This is a genomic window from Geothrix oryzae (assembly GCF_030295385.1).
GTDB classification, from domain to species: domain Bacteria; phylum Acidobacteriota; class Holophagae; order Holophagales; family Holophagaceae; genus Geothrix; species Geothrix oryzae.
In genome coordinates, this window is the sequence record NZ_AP027079.1 from 135,941 (window position 1) to 157,066 (window position 21,126).

General features: G+C 65.6%; 16 protein-coding genes. 9 read left to right on the forward strand and 7 right to left on the reverse strand.

The genetic code is table 11. The features are described 5' to 3' along the window. Positions 1–22: 22 nt before the first annotated feature. Positions 23–382: a preQ(1) synthase gene (gene queF / locus QUD34_RS00605; protein WP_375380005.1), complete on the forward strand. Its 360-nt coding sequence runs from the start codon at positions 23–25 to the stop codon at positions 380–382. 9 nt (positions 383–391) lie between these two features. Further along, a complete protein-coding gene (gene folK, locus QUD34_RS00610; protein WP_286354646.1) occupies positions 392–871 on the forward strand; it encodes a 2-amino-4-hydroxy-6-hydroxymethyldihydropteridine diphosphokinase in 480 nt (159 codons plus the stop codon). An 80-nt stretch (positions 872–951) separates the two neighbouring features. On the opposite strand, the gene QUD34_RS00615 is transcribed toward folK, so the two are convergent. The 7 genes from QUD34_RS00615 to QUD34_RS00645 form a co-directional block, all read right to left on the reverse strand. Then, positions 952–2,979: a dipeptidyl-peptidase 5 gene (locus QUD34_RS00615; protein ID WP_286354647.1), complete on the reverse strand. Its 2,028-nt coding sequence runs from the start codon at positions 2,977–2,979 to the stop codon at positions 952–954. Between the two features lie 14 nt (positions 2,980–2,993). Continuing rightward, positions 2,994–4,151, reverse strand: coding sequence for an acyl-CoA dehydrogenase (locus QUD34_RS00620; RefSeq protein WP_286354648.1), 1,158 nt, complete (start codon positions 4,149–4,151; stop codon positions 2,994–2,996). A 12-nt stretch (positions 4,152–4,163) separates the two neighbouring features. Then, positions 4,164–5,744 (reverse strand): S41 family peptidase, encoded by a 1,581-nt coding sequence (locus tag QUD34_RS00625; protein WP_286354649.1) that lies wholly within the window; start codon positions 5,742–5,744, stop codon positions 4,164–4,166. 43 nt (positions 5,745–5,787) lie between these two features. Next, the gene (gene gmk, locus QUD34_RS00630) at positions 5,788–6,402 is read right to left on the reverse strand and encodes a guanylate kinase (RefSeq protein WP_286354650.1); all 615 of its coding nucleotides are present in this window, start codon (positions 6,400–6,402) and stop codon (positions 5,788–5,790) included. Positions 6,403–6,468: 66 nt separating this feature from the next. Continuing rightward, positions 6,469–9,483: a PEP/pyruvate-binding domain-containing protein gene (locus QUD34_RS00635; RefSeq protein WP_286354651.1), complete on the reverse strand. Its 3,015-nt coding sequence runs from the start codon at positions 9,481–9,483 to the stop codon at positions 6,469–6,471. A 94-nt stretch (positions 9,484–9,577) separates the two neighbouring features. Continuing rightward, entirely contained in the window at positions 9,578–10,927 is a 1,350-nt protein-coding gene (gene gdhA / locus QUD34_RS00640; RefSeq protein ID WP_286354652.1) for an NADP-specific glutamate dehydrogenase, read from the reverse strand. Between the two features lie 401 nt (positions 10,928–11,328). Beyond that, a complete protein-coding gene (locus QUD34_RS00645; RefSeq protein ID WP_286354653.1) occupies positions 11,329–11,910 on the reverse strand; it encodes a hypothetical protein in 582 nt (193 codons plus the stop codon). Between the two features lie 101 nt (positions 11,911–12,011). Here QUD34_RS00645 and QUD34_RS00650 point away from each other — a divergent pair, with 101 nt between their 5' ends. From QUD34_RS00650 to kdpC, 7 genes are all read left to right on the forward strand, one after another. After that, positions 12,012–12,488, forward strand: coding sequence for a (2Fe-2S)-binding protein (locus QUD34_RS00650; protein WP_286354654.1), 477 nt, complete (start codon positions 12,012–12,014; stop codon positions 12,486–12,488). After that, positions 12,485–14,578: a xanthine dehydrogenase family protein molybdopterin-binding subunit gene (locus tag QUD34_RS00655; RefSeq protein ID WP_286354655.1), complete on the forward strand. Its 2,094-nt coding sequence runs from the start codon at positions 12,485–12,487 to the stop codon at positions 14,576–14,578. Before QUD34_RS00650 ends, QUD34_RS00655 begins: the two co-directional genes overlap by 4 nt. Before the next feature lie 324 nt (positions 14,579–14,902). Beyond that, on the forward strand, positions 14,903–16,255 hold the full coding sequence (locus tag QUD34_RS00660; RefSeq protein ID WP_286354656.1) for an outer membrane beta-barrel protein: 1,353 nt from the start codon (positions 14,903–14,905) through the stop codon (positions 16,253–16,255). A gap of 208 nt (positions 16,256–16,463) precedes the next feature. After that, positions 16,464–16,556, forward strand: a complete 93-nt coding sequence (locus QUD34_RS00665; protein ID WP_286354657.1) for a potassium-transporting ATPase subunit F — start codon at positions 16,464–16,466, stop codon at positions 16,554–16,556. Continuing rightward, positions 16,553–18,250: a potassium-transporting ATPase subunit KdpA gene (gene kdpA / locus QUD34_RS00670; protein ID WP_286354658.1), complete on the forward strand. Its 1,698-nt coding sequence runs from the start codon at positions 16,553–16,555 to the stop codon at positions 18,248–18,250. The genes QUD34_RS00665 and kdpA overlap by 4 nt, the downstream gene beginning before the upstream one ends. A 177-nt stretch (positions 18,251–18,427) precedes the next feature. Continuing rightward, on the forward strand, positions 18,428–20,518 hold the full coding sequence (gene kdpB / locus QUD34_RS00675; RefSeq protein WP_286354659.1) for a potassium-transporting ATPase subunit KdpB: 2,091 nt from the start codon (positions 18,428–18,430) through the stop codon (positions 20,516–20,518). A 9-nt stretch (positions 20,519–20,527) separates the two neighbouring features. Then, positions 20,528–21,115 carry a potassium-transporting ATPase subunit KdpC gene (kdpC, locus tag QUD34_RS00680; protein ID WP_286354660.1) on the forward strand — a complete coding sequence of 196 codons (588 nt, stop codon included), beginning with the start codon at positions 20,528–20,530 and terminating at the stop codon, positions 21,113–21,115. Positions 21,116–21,126: the final 11 nt, after the last annotated feature.

The following is a 21,126-nucleotide window of genomic DNA, read 5'->3' on the forward strand; positions in this document are numbered from 1 at the left end:
CCCCGATCAGCTGCCTCAGTTCGTGGTCACGCGGCCCACGGGCAAGCTCGATACCTTCGTGAGCCCCCGGCCGGGACGGCCCTTCACCATCACTTTCGAGACGGAGGAGTTCACCTGCCTCTGCCCGCTCACGGGCCAGCCGGACTTCGCGAAGCTGCGCATCCTCTACCAGCCGGACCAGCTCTGCGTGGAATCCAAGTCGCTCAAGCTTTACCTCTGGAGCTTCCGCGACCGGGGCGCCTTCCACGAGGCGGTGACCAACCAGATCCTCGACGACCTGGTGACGGCCCTTCAGCCCCAGTGGATGCGCATCGAGGGCGACTTCCTCATCCGCGGCGGCATCCGGACCGTCGTCGTGGCGGAACACGGGAAGAAGCAGTAGGCGCCGCCCATGAAGGCCGTCATCGCCCTCGGCTCGAACCTCGGCGACCGCCGGGCGCACCTCGAGGCGGGGCTGGCCGCCCTGCGCACGCTCGGTCCGGTGGTGCCTTCGCCCCTGGTGATGGAAACGCCCGATGAGTCCGGTCGCGGGCCCGCCTACCTCAACACCGTGGCGGTCCTGGTGACGGGGGAAACGGACCCTCGCCGCCTGCTGGAGTCCCTGTTGCGCCTGGAGCTGGGCGAGGGGCGGGACCGCAGCGCCGGCCGGAACGCGCCCCGCACCCTGGACCTGGACCTCATCACCACGGACGGCTCGCCGGGGAGTTGGACCTGGGCGACGCCGGAGGACCTGCGCGTGCTGGGCCCCGAGCTGAACCTGGAGCTGCCCCATCCCCGCGCCTTCAGCCGGCCCTTCGTCCTCGAACCATGGCGCGCGCTGTCCGATCCCGGAGTGTGCGGCGGGGTGATTCCACGAAGAGAAAACAGCTAGCCCCAAAGAACGCAAAGGGCGCAAAAGGAAGAGGTTCCCTTCTGTGCCCTTTGCGTTCTCTGGGGCTGCTCAGGCCTTATCTACTTCGTCCAGCGCTCGCACCAGCCGAGGACAGTCTCATACCAGAGCTTGCTGTTCTGGGGCTTGGCGACGAAGTGGGTCTCGTCAGGGAAGTAGAGCAGCTGGCTGGGGACGCCCCGCACCTGGAGGGTGTTGTAGAGCTGGAAGGCCTCGGTGACGGGCACGCGGTAGTCCAGTTCGCCGTGGATGACGAGCATGGGCTTGGTCATCTTCGCGATGGCGCTGCTGGGGCTCTGGGACTGCCAGCGGGCCTTGGTCTCGGCGCTCTCCCAGGGCCAGCCCTTGAACTCCCAGTGGGGGAACCAGAGCTCTTCGGTGCCCAGCTGCATGGACTCGGTGTTGAAGATGCTGGCGTGGGTCACGAAGGCGGCAAAGCGCTCGGGGTAGTGCCCGGAGATCCAGTTCACGGCGTAGCCGCCGTAGCTGCCGCCGGCGGCCACCACGCGCTTGGCATCGGCGTTGGGGAACTGCTTGAGCACGGCATCCAGGGTATTCATGAGGTCGGTCATGACCGCGCCGTTCCAGTCGCCGCTGATGGCGTCGGTGTAGGCCTGGCCGAAGCCCGTGGATCCCCGGGGATTGGGCAGCACCGTGATGAAGCCGCGGCCGGCCCAGGCCTGGGCGTTCCACCGGGGATGCCAGGCGTCGGCCCAGGCACCCTGGGGGCCACCGTGGATGACGAAGGCCACCGGGTAGGTCTTGTTGGGGTCGTAGCCCACGGGCTTCACCACGAAGGCGTGGGTCCTGGCGGGCTTGCCGTCCACGGCCACAGTGTCGATCCACAGCTCTTCGCCGGGGTTCAGGCTCAGGTCCTTGGCCAGGGCCTCGTTGTGCTTCGTGGCACGCGCGGCCTTGCCGGTCTTGAAGTCCAGGGCGTAGAGGTCCTGGGGCGTGGTGAGGCTGGTGGAGACGACGATGGCCTGGCCCTTGGCTGCGGCGGAGCCGCTCGGGCTCAACGCGAAGCCCTCGATGTGGAGGCCGGTGCTGAGGCGCTGGAGGGCCTTGCCGTCCCAGCGGAAGAGATCCGTGTGGCCCTGTTGTTCGGAGGTCCCCACGAGGTCCTGGCCCTGCCACTGGTAGTCGCCGAAGCTCTGGTCGAAAGCCTGGGTGGTGCGGACCACCTGGCCGGTGGCCCGGTCCATGACCCAGAGCTCCCACTTGTCGGCCTCGAAGCCGGGCCGGCGCTGGGCGCGCCAGGCCAGGTACTTGCCGTCCGGCGAGTAGCGGGGCGAGTTGTCCATGGCCTTGTTGGCGGACAGCAGCTTCGCGGGACCGCCCGCGAAGGCCACTTCGTAGATTTCGCCGTTGGTGCTGGTGGCCTTGGTCTGCTCGGGGGCGGATTCAAAGGCCAAGGCCTTGCCGTCCGGCGCCCAGGCGAAGCCGTCACCGGCGGAGACATCGGCGTAGTTGGGCACATCGGTGGTGAAGCCGGCCGTGAGATCCCGGGGCGCGGCGCTGCCGTCGGCGGGCACCACGAAGAGGTGGCTCACCTGCTGGGGATCCTTCCACTCGTTCCAGTGCCGGTAGCTCAGGGTCGTGTAGAGGCGCCCGGAAACCTTGGAGGCCTCCTTGGCCTTGAGGTAGGCCGCATTCTCCGCATCGACGCCGCTGGGAACGGTGGTGCTGAGGAAGGCCAGCCACTTGCCGTCCGGACTCCAGACCTGGCCCGAGGCGCTGCCGCTCAGCTGCGTGACCTGACGCTTGGCCTTCGTGCCCAGGTCCACCACCCACACCTGGCCGCCGGACTGGTAGGCCAGCCGCTTGCCGTCAGGGCTGAAGCGGGGGCGGCTCTGGCTGCCCGAGCCGAGCTCCAGCTCCTTCGCCTCGCCGCCAGCGGGCTTGAACCAGATGCGGCTCACGGACTTGTTGGCCGCGAAGTCCACGGTACCCACCTGGTAGGCCAGGTCGCCGGAGGCCGACAGCTGGGGTTCGGTGACGCGCTTGACCTTGAACAGGTCGTCCACCTGCAAGGGGCGGCTGGCCAGCAGGGGCAGCGCCGCGGCGAGAAGAAGGATCGGGGTCTTCATGAGTACTCCGGAAATCAGTATTCGGACTGCAGGTAACGGGCGATGACGGTGCGCTGGATCTCGCTGGTGCCTTCGCCGATGGTGCAGAGCTTCACATCCCGGTAGTACTTCTCCACCGGGTAGTCCTTGGTGTAGCCGTAGCCGCCGAGGATCTGCACCGCCTCGTTGGCCACGCGGCAGGCCACCTCGGAGCTGTAGAGCTTGGCCATGCTGGCGGCCTTGGCGTAGGGCAGGCCCTGGTCCTTCAGGCCCGCGGCGCGGTAGATGAGCAGGCGGGCGGCCTCGATCTCCGTGCCCATGTCCGCCAGCTTGAACTGGATCCCCTGATGGTCCGCCAAGGGCTTGCCGAAGGTGTAGCGGATCTTGCTGTAGCGCACGGCCTCCTCGAAGGCGCCCTGCGCCATGCCGAGGCCTAGGGCCCCGATGCTGATGCGGCCGCCGTCGAGGGTCTTCATGGCCTGCTTGAAACCCAGGCCGTCCTCGCCCAGGAGGTTGGCTTCGGGCACCTTCACATCCTCGAGGATCAGCTCGGAGGTGTCGCTGGCCCGCAGGCCCAGCTTGTTCTCCTGCTTGCCGGCCCGGAAGCCGTTCATGCCCTTCTCCAGCACGAAGGCGCTGATGCCGTCGGCGCTGCTGCGGCCGGGTTCGGAGGGGCGGGTGCGGGCCATCACCACGAAGATGTCGCCCACGGTGCCATGGGTGATGAAGGTCTTGGTGCCGTTCAGGATGTAGTGCGAGCCTTCCTTCTTGGCGGAGGTGCGGAGGGAGCCCGCGTCACTGCCCGAACCCGGCTCGGTGAGGCCCCAGGCGCCGAGGGCCTGGCCGCTGGCGAGAGGCCTCAGGTACTGCTGCTTCTGGGCCTCGCTGCCCATGGCGAAGATGTGGTTGCTGCAGAGGCTGTTGTGCGCGGCGACGGTGATGCCCACGGAGCCGTCCACCCGGGAGAGCTCTTCGACCACCACGGCGTATTCCAGGTAGCCCATGCCGGCGCCACCGTACTCCTCGGGGAAGATGACGCCCATCATGCCCATCTCGCCCAGCTGCTTCACCACGGCCATGGGGAAGGTCTTGGCCTCGTCCCAGGCCATGACATGGGGGCGGATCTCCTTTTCCGCGAACCTGCGCACTTCCTGGCGCAGGGCTTCAACATGCTCGGGGAGCGTGACATCCATGGGGGCCTCGCTTCAGCGGAGGGTGGCGGCTGTCGTGGGGGTGGCGCGGGTGGTGAGCTGCTTCTTGTGGAGCAGGGCCTCGGCCTCCGGCATCACCTCCATGGCCCGGAGGATGGCGGGATCCTTCTCGCACTGGATCTTGAAGCCCGCCTCGATGCCGAACGCCACATTCTGCATCTCGATGGAGAGCTGCTCCTGCATGGCGGCCAGGTTGGCCTCCCACTCCTGGTCGGAGATCGTCAGCTTCTGCTCCAGGGCCCAGGCGCGGAAGCGGGCCATGACGATCTCGTCGGCGTGCTGGCCGGGCCGGATGCCGAAGTGCTCCTTCTCGTGCACGGCGTAGCGGAAGAAGGCCGAGTGGCGGAAGCGGAGGTTGACCATGAAGTCGCTGAACTTGACGGAGGGGATCGAGTAGTCGGGGTTGATGCCGCCCCCGCCGTAGACCGTACGGCCCAGATCGGTCTTGAAGGCCGGCCCCTGCGGCTTGGTGTCCTTCTCGTCTTCCGGGTTGTAGTAGTCGTCCAGGCCGTGCGAGTAGTCCCGCTGGATGCTGCGGCCCGAAGGCGTGTAGTAGCGGGCCGTGGTGAGCAGGAGGCCGCGGGAGCGGTTGATGGTCACCACGCTCTGAACGAGGCCCTTGCCCCAGCTGGTCTGGCCCACGACGAGACCCCGGTCGTGATCCTGCACGGCGCCGGTGACGATCTCGCTGGCGCTGGCCGAGCCGCGGTTGATGAGGATGACGAGGGGGAACGGGTCGAGCTGGGCGCCCTTGCTGGTGCGGGTCTGGTTCTCGTCCCGGCCGTCGCGGCCCTTCTGGCTCACGATGAGCTGGTCGGGGCCGAGGAGCTGGCGGCAGATGCCGATGGCCGCGTCGAGCACGCCCCCGCCGTTCTGCCTCAGGTCGAGGATGAGCTGCTTCATGCCCTGCTTCTTCAGGGTGGTCACGGCCTTCTCGAACTCCTCCGAGGTGGTCTCGCCGAAGTCCTTGATGAGGATGAAGCCCGTGGTGGGGTTCAGCATGAAGCTGTAGTAGACGCTGTTGGTGGGCACTTCGGCCCGGGGGATGGAGAAGCGGAGCAGGTCGGGAACGCCGGTGCGCTGGACGGCGATCTCCACCAGGGTGCCCTTCTCTCCGCGCAGCTTCTGGAGGGCCGCATTGGAGCTCATGCCCTCGGTATTGGCGCCGTCGATCTCCTTGATGATGTCGCCGGAGCGCACGCCCAGGCGCTCGGCCGGGCCGCCTTTCATGGGGCTGATGATGGCGATGCCCTGGTCGTGCTGCTGGATGATGGCGCCGATGCCGAAGAAGGAGCCCTTCTGCTCCTCGCGGAGCAGGCGGAACTCGCTTTCATCCATGTAATTCGAGTGGGGGTCCAGCGTGTGCAGCATGCCCTGGATGGTGGCGTGGGTGAGCTGCCGGGGGGCCGGCGGCTCGGGGCTCTGCTTCTGCACCAGGTCCATGACTTCGGTCAGGGTCTCGAGGCTGCGCTGCCGCGCGCCCTCGCCGTTGGTCCGGGCCAGCAGCGGGCCCGCCACGGCGACGGTGACCGCCATGACCATCCACATCCAATTGCGCTTGACGAAACGGGCCATGAGGCTCCCGGGGAGAATGCCTCCAGGATACCCCTGCTCCGGGCTAGAAGCCTTCCAGGATCCTCTGGGCCACGGGGGCCATGCGCTCCCGGCTGGTCCGGGTGGCGTAGACGATGCTTTCGAACTGCCGGTAGGCGAGCTCGAGGTCGTCATTCATCACCAGGTAGTCGTAGGCGTGGTAGAGCTCCATCTCGTGCCGGGCGTGCCGCATGCGGATGCCGATCTGCTCGTCGGAATCCTTGCCGCGGCTGCGCAGGCGCTGCTCCAGGGCTGCGGCCGAGGGCGGCAGGATGAAGATCATGCGGGCATCGGGAATGGCGCGGCGCAGGTTCAGGGCGCCCGTGGTCTCGATGTCCAGCAGGACATCCAGGCCCGTGGCCAGCACGCCGTTCAGCCACTCCTTGCCCGTGCCGTAGCGGTGGCCGTAGACCTGCACCCATTCCACGAAACCGCCCTCGCGCACCATCGCGTCGAAGCGGTCCTCGTCGATGAAGAAGTAGTCCCGGCCGTCGACCTCGCCGGGCCTCGGCTTCCGCGTGGTGAAGGAGATGGAGAAGATCAGGTCCGGCACGCTCTGCACCAGCCGCTGGGCCAGCGTGGACTTGCCCGCCCCCGACGGGGCGGAGACCACGAATACATTGCCGGGATGGTGGATCAAGGGCCCCTCCAGCTTCCACTTTAACGGAAGGAAACCTTGGAAGCTCATGGGGATGGGGGGCCCTGGCTACAACTCGTCCTCGACCTCCGGTGGAACGGGCTGAGGGGCCTGCTTGAAGATCGCCGAGGCGCTGCGCCGGCCGTCCATGACGATGTGGACGGGGGCCTCCACCCGGCTGTGCACGAGGCAGCCCGAGCGCCAGATCTCGGGCTGCCGGCGCAGCCAATCCCAGTCCAGGAGGCTGGAGCCGCGGGGGTAGGGCACGGTGAAGTAGCCGATGTTCAGCGAAGTCACATTGTGGAAGAAGTGGGAGCCCAGCGAGGCGTCCGCCTGGAAGTTCTCCATGGCGTACTCCACGATCACCTGGGCGCAGGAGATCATGGACCACTGGATGGGGATGCCCAGGTGGCGGTCGTTGCTGCCCCAACGGCCGGGCCCGAGGAGGACATACTTTCCGGCTTCCGCCCGGAAGCGGTCATTGAGCTTTTCCAGTTCCGCGGCGAGTGCCGGGGTCTCGAACTTGTCGAAGCCCTCGGGATCCACCCAGACGATGTCCCGCAGGCCCTCCACGATGCCGTTGCCCACGCACCGCTCAGAGAAGAGGAAGAGCTCCGCCGGGTCGAGATCCGCCGTGGAGAGGTTCACATCGCCGCTCTCGAGCAGCTGGTGCTTGATCTGCAGGAGCGTGAAGGTGGGCTTTCCCGTCTGGGGGTCGGGATCGAGGTTCACCGCGAACTCGATCTCCACGGGTGTCTCCATGGCCTCCCGGACCAGTTCGAGCAGGCGCTGGAGGATCTGCGCCAGGGGGAACTGATCGTATTTGAGGATGTTCCGGAAGTTCACGATGCGGGGCCCCGGCGCGTCCAGTCCGTCGTGGATGCGGTCGTCGTTCCAGTCCCAGACGGACGCACAGTGGTGCAGCGCACCGTCCTTCTCCGCTTCCTGGATGTCGAGGTGGAGGAGGGTGCCATCCTCGCCGCCGTAGAGGTCCACGGAGGTCCGGCTCATGTCCAGGGCATAGAAGTGCTTCTGGGTGGTGCGCAGCTGCTCCTTGGGCGGGAGCATGTCCATCTCGGGATAGGGCGGCGCGAAGCGGTAGGCCTTCCCGCCCTCGACCACATACTTGCCCAGGCCCACGGCGATGTTGGCGATGCCGTCCTGGGGCTGGGTGTAGGCCACGGGGTAGTAGTTGAAGGATTGGGCCACTCCGGAGAGGTGCGGATAGAAGCGGTCGCCGTGGCGGCTGCCCGACACCTCCTGGATGAGGATGGCCATCTGCTCCTCCTCGATCTTGTAGTCGATGGCCTGGAAGTAGGAGCGGGAGGCCTTGGAGTAGACCGAGGCGTACACCAGCTTGATGGCCTCGGCCAGCTGGGCTTCCCGCACGGCGGGGTCCGGGTGGTTGTTGGGCAGGAAGAAGGTGTTGTAGAGACCCGCGAAGGGATGGGAGAGGCTGTCCTCCAGCAGGCCCGAGGAGCGCACGGCCAGGGGCACCGTCGCGTGCTTGGCGAGGAAGAGGCGCAGCTTGGCCATCAGCTCCGGGGTGAGGGAGCCCGCGAGGAACCGGCGCTTGATGACATCGTCGTCCGCCTCCTCCTGGAGCATCTGCCGGAGGTCGTGGCGGTTGATGAAGTCCGTGAACTCCCCCGTGCCGATGATGGCCGACCGCGGGATGCGGATGGTCGCCCCGGGGATCTGGCTCTCCAGATCCAGGCGCGAGAGCAGGGAGTGGGTGAAGGCCACGCCGCGGCCCTTGCCGCCCATGGAGCCGGCGGCCAGGCGGAGGATGTTGGGCTCGTCCTTGGGGGTGGAGTCGGTGAGGGGCACCACCTTCCCGAGGGTCTTCATGCGCTGCACATAGTCGCCCACATTGATGAGGAAGGTGCGCATCTCCTCGGGGTCGCGGTAGTCCGAGATGCGGAACTTGGCGAGCACCTTGGCCACCTGGACTTCGCCGCGGGCCATGATCCATGCCGAGAAGTGGTTGCGGGAGGCGTGGTAGACCAGGGTCTCCACAGGCACGCTGCGCAGCTTCTCCCGCAGGTCCTCCATGTTCGTGGCCCGGGCGATCTCGGCGCCCAGCTTGTCGCGGAAGATGAAATCGCCGAAGCCCAGCCGCTCGTAGAAGAAGCTGGAGAGCTCGGCGCCCAGCGTGTACGAGTTCTTGTTCAGGAAGCCGCTGTTCAGGGCCGTGGCCCAGGATTCCTTGAGGGGGTCGGAGGACTGCAGCAGGGTGGGCAGGTCGGGGATCCGCTCCTTGAGGGCGCGGATCAGCTTGATGCCGGCCTCCCGGTCCAGCACGCCGCCCTTGGGGTATTTGCGGTCGGAGATCACGCACAGCAGGCAGTCCTGGAACTGGTCGCAGAAGGCCATGGCCTCTTCGTACGAGGTGGCCAGGATGACCTTGGGCCGGACGCGCATGGCGAGCGTGCGGGCCATGCGGTCCACATTCTGGTCCTTGGCCAGGCGCGTGGTCTGCTTGAGGATCTCGCTGTAGAGGATGGGCAGGTACCGCGAGTAGTAGCGGATGCTGTCCTCCACCAGCAGGATCACGCGGGTGAGGCCGACCCGGGTGTCGTTGAGGACATTCGCGCTGTCCTCCATGAACTTCACCATGGCCATGAAGATCTCGGAATTGCCGTTCCACACGAAGATCTGGTCGTAGTGGCGCAGCAGATCCTGGCGCCGCCGGTCCATGACGCCCACCTCCACATTGTCGTTCAGCAGGAGGTAGATGGGGATCTTGGCGTCAGCCCTGCGCAGGGCGCGGGACAGCTCGACATGGCCGCCCTGGCCCAGGCGGCTCATGACGATGATCATGTCGAAGTGGCGGCTGGCGCATTTTTCCAGGGCTTCATCCACGGTGGACACATTGGTCACCCGTGGCGGGTTGCTCATGTTGAGCTGGTAGTACCCCTCGAAGAGGATCTCCGTCAGCAGGCCGTCCTGCTCCAGCGTGAAGGCATCGAAGGCGGGCGCCACCAGCAGGATCTCCCGCGCGCGCAGGGGCATCAGGTCATGGAAGATTTCCTTGTCCGTGGCGTACTTGTGGAAGATCTCGTTGAATTCGCGGCTGATCATTGGGGCCCCGGCGATTTCAGGCAGTGTAGCGATCTACGCAGAAAAGGGGGGCCGCATGCGGCCCCCCTTTTCTGCGTACGGGAAAGATCGGGAACTACACGAGCCCCTGGTCGATCATGGAGTCGGCCACCTTGATGAAGCCGGCGATGTTCGCGCCGTTCACATAGTTGCCGGGGGTCCCGAAGCGGGCGGCCGCGTCGGCGCAGGACTTGTGGATGTTGATCATGATCTGGTGCAGACGGGCGTCGACCTCCTCGGCGGTCCAGCCCAGGCGCATGGAGTTCTGGCTCATCTCCAGGCCCGAGGTGGCCACGCCACCGGCGTTGGAGGCCTTGCCGGGGGAGAAGAGGATCTTGCCCGTGTTGGCCTGGAAGAACTCCACGGCATCCAGGGTGCTGGGCATGTTGGCGCCTTCGATGACGGCCTTGCAGCCGTTGGCCATCAGGTTCTTGGCCTCGTCGAGGTTCAGCTCGTTCTGGATGGCGCAGGGCAGGGCCACATCGACCTTCTGCTCCCAGGGGCGCTTGCCGGCGTGGAACTGGGCGGTCTTGAACTTCTGCGCGTAGGGGGCCACGGACATGCGGTCGATGCGGAGCATCTCGGTCATGTACTCGATCTTCTCGCCGCTGATGCCGTCGGCATCATAGATGTAGCCGTCGGGGCCGGAGATGGTGACGACCTTGGCGCCCAGCTGGGTGGCCTTGGTGACGGCGCCCCAGGCGACATTGCCGAAACCGGACACGGCCACCTTCTTGCCCTGCATGCTGTCGCCCTTGGTCTTCAGCGCCTCTTCGGCGAAGTAGACCACGCCGTAGCCCGTGGCTTCGGGGCGCACGAGGCTGCCGCCCCAGTACTGGCCCTTGCCGGTGAGCACGCCGGTGAACTCGTTGGCGAGCTTCTTGTACATGCCGAACATGTAGCCGACTTCGCGGCCGCCCACGCCGATGTCACCGGCGGGCACATCCGTGTCGGGGCCGATGTGGCGGAAGAGCTCCATCATGAAGGACTGGCAGAAGCGCATCACTTCGGCGTCGGACTTGCCGTTGGGATCGAAGTTGGAGCCGCCCTTGCCGCCGCCCATGGGCAGGCCGGTGAGGCTGTTCTTGAAGATCTGCTCGAAGCCCAGGAACTTCAGCGTGTCGAGGGTGACATTGGGGTGGAAGCGGATGCCGCCCTTGTAGGGCCCGATGGCGCTGTTGAACTGCACGCGCCAGCCGTTGTGGATGCGGATCTGGCCCTTGTCGTCCACCCAGGGCACGCGGAAGGAGATGGCGCGCTCGGGCTCGACCATGCGCTCGAGGATCGCGTTCTTCTTGTACTTGGGCTCCTTCTCGAGGACCGGGGCGAGAGAGTGGAGGATCTCGGTGGCCGCCTGGATGAAGAGGCTTTCCCAGGGGGCCTTCTTCTTGAGGCCCTCAAGGACTTCGTTGACATACTGGCTCATGGTTCCTCCGGTGAAGGAAGGGGGGTGGAACCGGCGCCGGAGCTCCGGTCGGAAGGGTGCATGAAGGGAAGGTCCGCGGTGCCCGTCCCGAGGCTGCGCGGCATGGTTCAATGGCCGGAAACAGGACGACATGACTCTAGCCGCAGGAGCCGGGCCCGGGGAGAGGCGGCCCTCAAGAGGTGATGGGAAGCACTAAATCGGGGGTCTTTAGCGAGGATTTGGCTCGATTGCTTGACGGAATGTCAAGCAGTGCGAGGTCGGTTGTCCACCTGTATGTCGTGAACGGACATGGGCCCGCTTCAGGAAGCATCCTCCGTCTGATCCCGAAGTGTGATTTCAGGACAAATGAAAGCAGCGAATAGATCATGCCGCTGACTGCCCAGGCCCCCTGATCGGCTCGGTCATGGACGCTGGCGCTTCGGCGGGCCAGGAACCTTCGCCAGGCCCATCAGCCGGTACAGGCGGGGAAGGTGGCCCAGGGTCCGGGGCTCGCGAGCTGATCTCCCCCAAGGAGTGCCCGCTGAGTCTTTGGCGAGAACGACGGCGATTCTCTTTTTTACTTCGACCACAAGGATCTGGTGCTGCTGGAATCGGGGATCCTTCATGACCCAGACCTGGCCCGGCTGAACAATGCGTGCTCCGACGGGAAGCCCGTTCCAGGTGACGAGGTCCCTGGCCTCACGGGCTTCAGCCAGAGCCAAGGCCCTCGCCTTCTGCGAGGCGAGCTTGGCCCTTTTTGCGTCCATCGCCCGGAGGGCCTGGTCGCGTTCCTTCTGCTGGGCGATCCGATGCTGTTCCCGGAAAGGTTCTTCAGCCCATTTCCGCGCAGCACCTGGCGTTCGGAAGGGGCCCTTGATCCCATCAGAACCCTGCCGGGAGGCCCACCAACCCTTATGGCCCTTCCAGTAGGCGGCCTTCTTCCCCCACTGAAAAGTCTCTATCCCTGCCTGTACCCAATCTGCGGTGAAGGGTGCTCGTGCCATGGCCTTCTCCTATCCAGAGTGCCAATACGGTTCAGCGTTGTTCTTCGGTTCCAAGAATATAATGTGACATTCCCGCACCATGCCCGTCCCGGAGGTTCCCGATGAACGCCACCGTCTCGTTCATGCTCAACGGCAAGCCGGTTACCGTCACGAGCCCCCGTGATCGGATGCTGGTATGGGTCCTGCGCGACGAATTGGGGCTCACGGGTACCAAGGTGGGCTGCGAGGCGGGGCTCTGCGGGGCCTGCACGGTGCTCGTCGACTTCGAGGTGGTGCTCTCCTGTTCCACGCCGCTGGGCGATGTGGCTGGGAAATCGGTGCTCACCGTTGAAGGCCTGGCCCTGGACGGGAAGCTGAACCCGGTTCAGGAGGCCTTCCAGGAGCACCACGCCTTCCAGTGCGGCTACTGCACCTCCGGGATGATCATGGCCGCCTGGGCCTTCCTGAAGAAGAAACCGAAGGCCACGAGGGCCGAGATCGTCGACGCCATGGAGGGGAACCTCTGCCGCTGCGGGGCCCATGTGAGGATCCTGGACGCGGTCGAATCGGCCGGCAAGGCCATGGGAGGTGTGCGATGAGGCGCCGGGACTTCCTCCAGGGCGCCGCCGCGGGCGCGCTCACCTTTTTCTTCACCGCCCCCTTGGGCTCGGCGCCCATCGTGCCCACCCGGCCCGGAACCTACCCCGAGGACTTCAACGCCTACCTGAAGATTTCGGCCGATGGCCGCGTGGGCTGCTTCGTGGGGAAGGTGGAGCTGGGGCAGGGCGCCATGACCGTGCTGGCCATGCTCGTGGCCGAGGAGCTGGAGCTGGATCCCGCCCAGGTGGACATGTGCCTGGGTGACACGGACCTCTGTCCCTGGGACATGCCCACCGGCGGTTCCCTCACCATGTGGCATACGGCCCCCGTCCTGCGCGGCGCCGCTGCGGAGGCGCGGGCCGTGCTCCTGCGAATGGCCTCGAAATCGCTCAATGCCCCCGTCGCGGACCTGACCCTGAAAGATGGTGCCATCTGGGTGAAGGCGTCCCCCGCGCGCCGCACCACCTTTGGGGAGCTGGTGAAGGGCCGGAAGATGGAGCGGCACCTGGGCAAGGTCAAGCCCAAGCCCCTTACGGACTGCAGCGTGATCGGGCGCCGCGTCCCCCGCAAGGATGCCCTCGCCAAGGTCACCGGCGCCGCCAAATACGCTGGCGATCTCCGTTTCCCCGGAACGCTCCACGCCTGCATCCTGCGGCCCCCGGCCCACGGCCTCACCCTCGCATCCGCGGACACGGCGGCCGCTGAACGGATTGCTGGCGTCCGCATCGTAAGAGACGGCACCCTCCTGGCGGTGCTTCACCCCCAGCCCGACACCGCCCGCAAGGCCCTCGCCCTCGTGAAGGGCACCTTCGAGGGGACGGAACCCGATGTGGACGATGCCCGCATCTACCAATACCTCGTGGACAAGGCCGCGCCTGGTCAGCGCGTGGTGATCTCCCGCGGCGATGTGGCCGCGGGCGAAAAGCGGGCCGCCACCGTGGTGGAAGGGGAATACCGCAACGCCTACGAAAGCCACGCCACCCTCGAGCCCCACACCTCCGTCGCCAAATGGGAGGAGGGCCGCATGACGGTCTGGGCCTCCACCCAGTCGCCCTTCGTCTTCCGCGAGGCCGTGGCCGAGGCCCTCAAGCTGGGCCAGGACAAGGTCCACATCATCGCCCAGTTCGTGGGGGGTGGTTTCGGCGGCAAGCTCGTGGGCCCCGGGGCCATCGAGGCCGCCCGCATCGCCCGTCAGGTCCCCGGCGTGCCCATCCAGGTGGCCTGGAACCGGGAGGAGGATCTCTTCCTGGACGGCTACCGGCCGGCCGCCGTGGTGAAGCTCCGCTCCGGCCTGGATGCGGGGCGCGGCGCCATCACCTTCTGGGACAGCACCGTGGCGGGCGTCTCCCAGGGCGAGGCCGAGCTCCCCTACGACATGCAGGCGAACCGGTACCAGGCCCCGGCCGTCCCCAACCTCCATCCCCTCAAGGTCGGCGCCTGGCGCGCCCCCAACGCCCACACCAACGCGTTCGCCCGCGAAAGCCAGCTGGATGCCCTGGCGGCCATGGCCGGCGTGGATCCCGTGACCCTCCGCCGCCGTCTCATCACCGATGCCCGGCTTCTGCGCCTCCTGGATCTGGCGGTGGAGACCTTCGGCTGGGAGCCCGCACCCGGCCCCACCGGCCGGGGCATCGGCCTGGCCTGCGGCGCCTGGCGCCAGGGTCTCGTGGTGGCCCTGGCGGAGGTGGCCGTGGACAAGGCTACGGGGAAGGTCCAGACCAAGCGGTTCCTGGAGGCCGTGGATGTGGGCCTTGTTGTGAACCCCGACGGGGCCCGCCAGCAGGTGGAGGGTGCCATCACCATGTGCATCGGGCAGGCCCTCAGCGAGGAGATCCACTTCAAGGGCGGCCGCATCCTCGACAAGAACTTCGATACCTACCTTCTGCCCCGCTTCTCCGCCATCCCCCGCATCCAGGTCGTCTTCGCGGACAACGCCACCTCGGTCTCGCAGGGCATCGGCGAACCCCCGGTGGTGCCGGTGGCCGCCGCCCTGGCCAACGCCGTGTTCGACGCCACCGGTGCGCGGGTCACGCATGTGCCCTTCACGCCCGAACGGGTCCTCGAAGCCCTGAAGCGCGTGCCGGCGTAGGGGGGCCGAGAGGTCATCCATTTACACCAAGCAAATGTGTCGCGAATGAAAAGATGTCCGATTCAGGAAGCAGTTCGGCCCCGGGCCATGCAACGGATGGCCCGGGACGGGGCCGCCTCTGCGGGACGCCATGCAACGGGTCATGGGCAACCGAAGTGAGCGGAACCCTTCCCGCGGCCGAGACGAAGAGTCTTTCGGAGATCGCCTGCCGCAGCGTGAGGTATTAACAAAATCCTAACGCCGCCCCTCCAAACCCTAACGCCGCCCTAATGTCCTGAAGCTCATTCTGCTTCGACCGGCTGGTGAGCCGGGTTTGGAGCCTCGATGAAAGCCTCTCTTCTCCTGTGTGCGTTGGCAGGCTTGCCGGTGCTGGCTCAGATTCCACCTTCGGCTCCTGTCGGGCCCGGGCCAGCGAAGGCAGCGGAGCCCTTCGCCTTCGCCGACTTCACCTGGCTCAACGGGAATCCCCGCACGAAGGAGGCTGTGCTCGATTCGAAGTACTTCACGGGCGAATTCCGGGCCGATGTCAACGCGGTCTACAGCTTCAATCACCCGCAGGACCATACCCTCGTGGGCTCCTGCGAGACAGGCCGGACCAATGAGGTCCAGCTGCAGCAGCTGGGCCTCGGTGGAGACTTCCACTGGGACAATGTCCGGGGCCGCATCATGACGCAGTTCGGAATGTACTCTACGATGACACCCCGCAATGACGCGAGCCCGAACCGGGGCCAGTGGGAGGCGGGCAACGCCTACCGCTATCTCTCCGAGGCCTACGGCGGCTACCACTGGGATGTGATGAAGGGCATCAACCTCGATGCGGGCATTTTCATGTCCTACATCGGCCTCTTCAGCTACTACAACTTCGACAACTGGGCCTATCAACCCTCGTATGTCTCCGCCAACACGCCCTGGTTCTTCAACGGCGTGCGCCTCCAGGTCTTCCCCACGGACAAGCTGAAGTTGGAGCTTTGGCTCGTCAACGGCTGGCAGTCCTACAACACCTTCAACAACACCCCCGGCATCGGCGCCTCTCTCAACTGGCGCCCTACGGGCAGCCTGAATGTCATCTCGAACAACTATTTTCTGGGCGCGGACACGCTGGGCAACCAGAAACGCACCCGCCGCCACACGGACAACAGCATCCAGTGGAAGTACTACGACCAGCCGGAGTCCCTCCTGAGCAAAGTGGCAGCGACACTCACCTTCGACCTGGGTGACGAACAGGGTGGCGGAGTGAGTCGTTCGGGGACTGCCGCCGAGCCCAAGCAGTATTTTGCCGGCTGGATGCTCTACAACCGATTCTGGTTCGCCCACGACCGCCATGCCATCACCATCGGCGGCGGCGCCATCACGAACCCTGGCCGGTACCTTGTCTTGGTGCCCCCAGTCAACGGGGCCACCGCGGCCTCGGGAACTCCTTATTTCACGGCCAACCCGGGCGATCCCTTCCACGCATGGGATTACTCGGTGACCTACGATTACATGCCCAGCCAATACATCACCTTTCGTGGCGAGTTCAACAGGCGGGGGGCCAGCGTGCCCTATTTCGCAGGCGAAAACGGCGTCACACCTCCGGGCGGCAATCAGGGCCCCCTGGGCTCTGCCGTGGCTGGCTGGGCTCCCGATCTTCGCCGGACCGAAAGCCGTATCAACCTGGCCCTGCTTGTGAAGCTCTGATCTTGGCCCCTCCCCATGCGCTTGGTCATGTCGTGGTTCCTTCCCCTCGCCGCCTTCATCGGTTGGCTGGGAACCCGCATGGCGCTGGAGATGGGGCGCCACGACTCGAAACGGAAAGGGGAGGCGGTTTTGGCCTTGGCAATCATGTGGTTCCCCTTGGTGGCCTGGCTCCTCACTCAATTCTTTGGGGACTAACCATGGAGCAGCCATGACACCTGCTTTGTTCATCGCCGCCCTGCTGGCACTGGGCCTGCTCGCCTACCTCGCTTTCGCCCTCCTCAGCCCGGAGTCCTTTCAATGAGCTACGCCTGGGTTCAGAACCTTGTCTTCCTGGCCGTTCTTCTCACCTTGGCTTTCCCCCTGGGTGCGCACATGGCCCAAGTTCTGGAGGGGAAACGGACCTTCCTACATCCATTGCTGGATCCGGTGGAGCGTGGCATGTATCGCCTCATGGGCCTCCGATCTCAGGAGGACATGGGCTGGAAGGCCTACGCCTGGTCCATCACGCTCATCAAGCTGATCGGGCTTGGGGCCGTATTCCTGCTGTTGAGGACCCAGGCCGCCTTGCCGCTGAACCCTGAGGGGATGGGCAATGTCGCCAGCGATCTATCCTTCAACACGGCCGTGAGTTTCATTACCAATACCAATTGGCAGGCCTACAGCGGCGAGAGCACCCTCAGCTACCTCACCCAGATGCTGGGCCTCGCCGTGCAGAACTTCCTGTCCGCAGCCACGGGCATGGCCGTGCTGACGGCGTTCATCCGGGGAATCACTCGCCGAAGCGCCAAGGGGCTGGGCAACGCCTGGGTGGACCTGGTCCGAAGCACCCTCTACATCCTTCTGCCCCTATCGTTCGTGTTCGCCCTGTTCCTGGTGTCTCAAGGCGTCATCCAGAATTTCAGCGCCTATGTCCATACCAGCGGCGGGCAGGTCCTGGCCATGGGGCCAGCCGCCTCCCAGGTCGCCATCAAGATGCTGGGGACCAACGGGGGAGGCTTCTTCGGGATGAACGGTGCGCATCCATTCGAGAACAGCACACCCCTGTCGAACTTCGCACAAACCGTGAGCATCCTGCTCATTCCCGCCGGCCTTTGCGCCACCTTCGGGCGCATGGTCAAGGACCGCCGCCAGGGATGGGCCCTCCTTGCGGCCATGAGCGCCATCTTCATTCTGGCCCTGACGGTCTGCACCCAGGCAGAGACGAAAGGGAATCCGTTCCTGTCGAACGCGAGCGCCGCTCAAGCCGCCGCCCTTTCACAGACCGGCGGCAACATGGAGGGCAAGGAGGTCCGCTTCGGTGCAGGCGGGTCGGCCCTCTGGGCCACGGCCACCACCGCCGCCTCGAACGGATCCGTGAATGCGATGCACGATTCCTTCACGCCCCTGGGGGGACTCGTCCCCATGCTGCTCATGCAACTCGGTGAAGTCGTGTTCGGAGGTGTCGGTTCGGGTTTGTACGGCATGCTGATGTTCGTTCTGGTGGGCGTCTTCATCAGCGGGCTGATGGTGGGTCGTACCCCGGAATACCTGGGGAAGAAGGTGGAGGCCTTCGACATGAAGATGGCGGCTCTCGCCATCCTCCTTCCCTGCGCCACGGTGCTGATGGGTTCCGGCATCTCCGTGCTGTCGCCTGTAGCCACCGCCTCCGTCAGCAACCCGGGGCCTCATGGGTTCAGCCAGATCCTCTACGCCTGGAGCAGCGCCGCCAACAACAACGGAAGTGCCTTCGGCGGACTGAATGCCAATACCCCCTTCTACAACTACGGGCTCGCCGTGGCCATGCTTGTGGGTCGTTTCGGTGTCATCTGGCCGGTTCTGGCGATGGCTGGATCCCTTGTCCAGAAGAAGCACACACCCGAAGGTCTCGGGACCCTGCCCACCCACACTCCTCTTTTTGTCGGCGTGCTGATCGGGGTGGTGCTTCTGGTAGGTGCCTTGACCTTCATCCCCGCCTTGGCGCTCGGCCCCATTGCCGAGCACCTGTCCATGCATTGAGGTACGACATGGATGCTCCGCGCCACTCCCAGGATCCGGAACGCGAGATGAGGGACCTCGACACGGCTGAGCCCAAAAATCCTTGGATTCCACGGTTTCTGGTCATGACGCTTCCACTTCTCCTGATCGTGCTTGGCATCTCCTTGTCTCGATAATGGACCCTTTTGATTGGAGGGCATGGTGGTTTCCCATTCCCGGCAGGACATCCAGGCCCGCCCCCTTTTCGAACCCCGCATTGTGCGCCGTGCGGTGGCCGACGCTTTCCGGAAGCTCAATCCGCTTCACCAGCTCCGCAATCCGGTCATGTTTACGGTGTGGGTCTGCAGCGCCTTCACCACCGGGTTGTGGATCCAGGCCCTGGGAGGCCATGGCGAGGGGCGGCCCTCCTTCATCCTGGCCATCACCTCGTGGCTCTGGTTCACCCTGCTCTTCGCCAATTTCGCCGAGGCCATGGCCGAAGGCCGGGGCAAGGCCCAGGCGGATTCCCTCAGGAAGTCGAAGAAGGATGTGAAGGCACGCCGCCTGCTCGGGAAGGAGCGGACAGGAGCTTCCGAGATGGTCGGCGCCACGGCATTGCGCATCGACGATCTTGTGCTCGTGGAGGCCGGCGAGACCATCCCGGGAGATGGAGAGGTCGTGGAAGGCGTCGCGACCGTCAACGAGAGCGCCATCACGGGCGAGAGCGCACCGGTGATCCGGGAGAGCGGCGGAGATCGCTCCGCCGTCACGGGAGGAACCCTGGTGCTTTCGGACTGGCTGCTTATCCGCATCGCCTCCAACCCCGGCGAGAGCTTCCTCGACCGCATGATCGCCATGGTGGAAGGCGCCAAACGCCAGAAGACGCCCAATGAGATTGCGTTGGACATCCTTCTCGCGGGGCTCACGATCATTTTCCTCCTGGCCACCGCCACCCTGCTGCCCTACTCGATCTACGCCACCAAGGCGGCGGGCCAGGGCCACCCGGTGAGTCTGACGGTCCTCGTCTCCCTGCTGGTGTGCCTCATCCCCACCACCATCGGCGGGCTCCTGAGCGCCATCGGCATCGCTGGCATGGATCGCATGATCCAGGCCAATGTCATTGCCACCTCCGGCCGAGCCGTGGAGGCGGCGGGGGATGTGGATGTGCTGCTGCTCGACAAGACCGGCACCATCACCCTGGGCAACCGCCAGGCTGTGGCGTTCTTTCCGGCGGAAGGCATCGAACTGGAACATCTCGCGGATGCCGCACAGCTCTCCTCTCTGGCCGATGAAACACCCGAGGGGCGGAGCATCGTCGTCCTGGCCAAGGAACAATACGGCCTCCGTGAGCGGGATCTCCAGGCCCTGGACGCCCACTTCGTACCTTTTACGGCCCAAACCCGGATGAGCGGCGTCAACCTGGGCGACCGCCAGATCCGCAAAGGCGCGGCGTCGGCCATCGAGGACTGTGTTCAGGGCCTGGGCGGCAGGTTTCCAGAGGATGTCCGGAGTACCGTCGACCAGATATCCATGGCGGGAGGGACTCCCCTCGTGGTGGCGGAGGGGCCTCTCGCCCTGGGCGTGATCCAGCTCAAGGACATCGTGAAGGGCGGCATCAAAGAGCGATTCGCTGAATTGCGTGGCATGGGCATCAAGACCGTCATGATCACGGGTGACAACCCGCTGACGGCCGCCGCCATCGCTGCCGAGGCGGGTGTGGACGATTTCCTGGCCCAGGCCACCCCCGAGGCCAAGCTCAAGCTCATCCGGGAGTACCAGGCTGGCGGCCGGCTGGTGGCCATGACGGGCGACGGCACCAACGATGCGCCGGCCCTTGCCCAGGCCGATGTGGCCGTGGCCATGAACAGCGGCACCCAGGCGGCCAAAGAGGCCGGAAACATGGTGGACCTCGACTCGAACCCCACCAAGCTCATCGAGATCGTCGAAATCGGTAAGCAGATGCTCATGACCCGGGGATCGCTGACCACCTTCAGCATCGCCAACGATGTGGCCAAGTACTTCGCCATCCTCCCTGCGGCCTTCGTTGCCACCTATCCTGCCCTGGGGGCGCTGAACATCATGCGACTCCACAGTCCGGAGAGCGCCATCCTCTCAGCGGTGATCTTCAATGCCCTCGTCATTGTCGTGCTCATTCCGCTGGCGCTCCGCGGCGTGACCTATCGACCGGTGGGAGCCGCTCAACTGCTTCAGCGCAACCTGCTGCTCTACGGCGCCGGCGGCCTCGCCGTTCCTTTCGTGGGCATCAAGCTCATCGATTGGTTGCTCGTCACCCTTCACCTTGCCGCCTGAGGCTCACCCATGAACCTGCAACTACGACCGGCCGTGATCTCCTTCCTGGCGCTGAGCCTCCTGACAGGAATCGCCTATCCCCTGGTGATCACAGGGCTCGCCCGGCTTGTGTTCCCCCGCCAGGCTGCAGGCAGTCTCATCACCAAGGATGGCCGTGTCCTCGGCTCAGAGTGGATCGGCCAATCCTTTTGTTCGCCGGGAGAGTTCTGGGGCCGCCCCTCGGCCACTGTGGATACCGCAGGGAAACCGCTTCCCTATAACGCGGCCAACAGTGGCGCTTCGAACCTAGCTCCCAGCAACCCGGCGCTGGGGAAGCTCGTCCAAGAACGGATAGCCATCCTCCGAGCCGCCGATCCGCAGGCCGCGGATCCTGTGCCAGTGGACCTGGTCACCGCTTCAGGAAGCGGCCTGGATCCCCACATCAGCCCGGCCGCGGCCGAATTCCAGATTCCCCGGGTCGCCCGGGCCCGCGGGCTGGAGATCGGAAAGGTGAGGGCGCTGGTGGCCGCTCACACGGAAGGCCGGCAGCTCGGATGTCTCGGGGAGCCCCGCGTGAATGTCCTCAATCTGAATCTGGCACTAGCAGACTTGCGGTAAAAGGCAGGACA

Coding starts and splice junctions, on each gene's coding strand:
- folK (WP_286354646.1), top strand. CDS start 392: ATGAAGGCCGTCATCGCCCTCGGCTCGAACCTCGGCGACCGCCGGGCG.
- QUD34_RS00615 (WP_286354647.1), bottom strand. CDS start 2,979: ATGAAGACCCCGATCCTTCTTCTCGCCGCGGCGCTGCCCCTGCTGGCC.
- QUD34_RS00620 (WP_286354648.1), bottom strand. CDS start 4,151: ATGGATGTCACGCTCCCCGAGCATGTTGAAGCCCTGCGCCAGGAAGTG.
- QUD34_RS00625 (WP_286354649.1), bottom strand. CDS start 5,744: ATGGCCCGTTTCGTCAAGCGCAATTGGATGTGGATGGTCATGGCGGTC.
- QUD34_RS00635 (WP_286354651.1), bottom strand. CDS start 9,483: ATGATCAGCCGCGAATTCAACGAGATCTTCCACAAGTACGCCACGGAC.
- gdhA (WP_286354652.1), bottom strand. CDS start 10,927: ATGAGCCAGTATGTCAACGAAGTCCTTGAGGGCCTCAAGAAGAAGGCC.
- QUD34_RS00645 (WP_286354653.1), bottom strand. CDS start 11,910: ATGGCACGAGCACCCTTCACCGCAGATTGGGTACAGGCAGGGATAGAG.
- QUD34_RS00650 (WP_286354654.1), top strand. CDS start 12,012: ATGAACGCCACCGTCTCGTTCATGCTCAACGGCAAGCCGGTTACCGTC.
- QUD34_RS00655 (WP_286354655.1), top strand. CDS start 12,485: ATGAGGCGCCGGGACTTCCTCCAGGGCGCCGCCGCGGGCGCGCTCACC.
- QUD34_RS00660 (WP_286354656.1), top strand. CDS start 14,903: ATGAAAGCCTCTCTTCTCCTGTGTGCGTTGGCAGGCTTGCCGGTGCTG.
- QUD34_RS00665 (WP_286354657.1), top strand. CDS start 16,464: ATGACACCTGCTTTGTTCATCGCCGCCCTGCTGGCACTGGGCCTGCTC.
- kdpA (WP_286354658.1), top strand. CDS start 16,553: ATGAGCTACGCCTGGGTTCAGAACCTTGTCTTCCTGGCCGTTCTTCTC.
- kdpB (WP_286354659.1), top strand. CDS start 18,428: ATGGTGGTTTCCCATTCCCGGCAGGACATCCAGGCCCGCCCCCTTTTC.
- kdpC (WP_286354660.1), top strand. CDS start 20,528: ATGAACCTGCAACTACGACCGGCCGTGATCTCCTTCCTGGCGCTGAGC.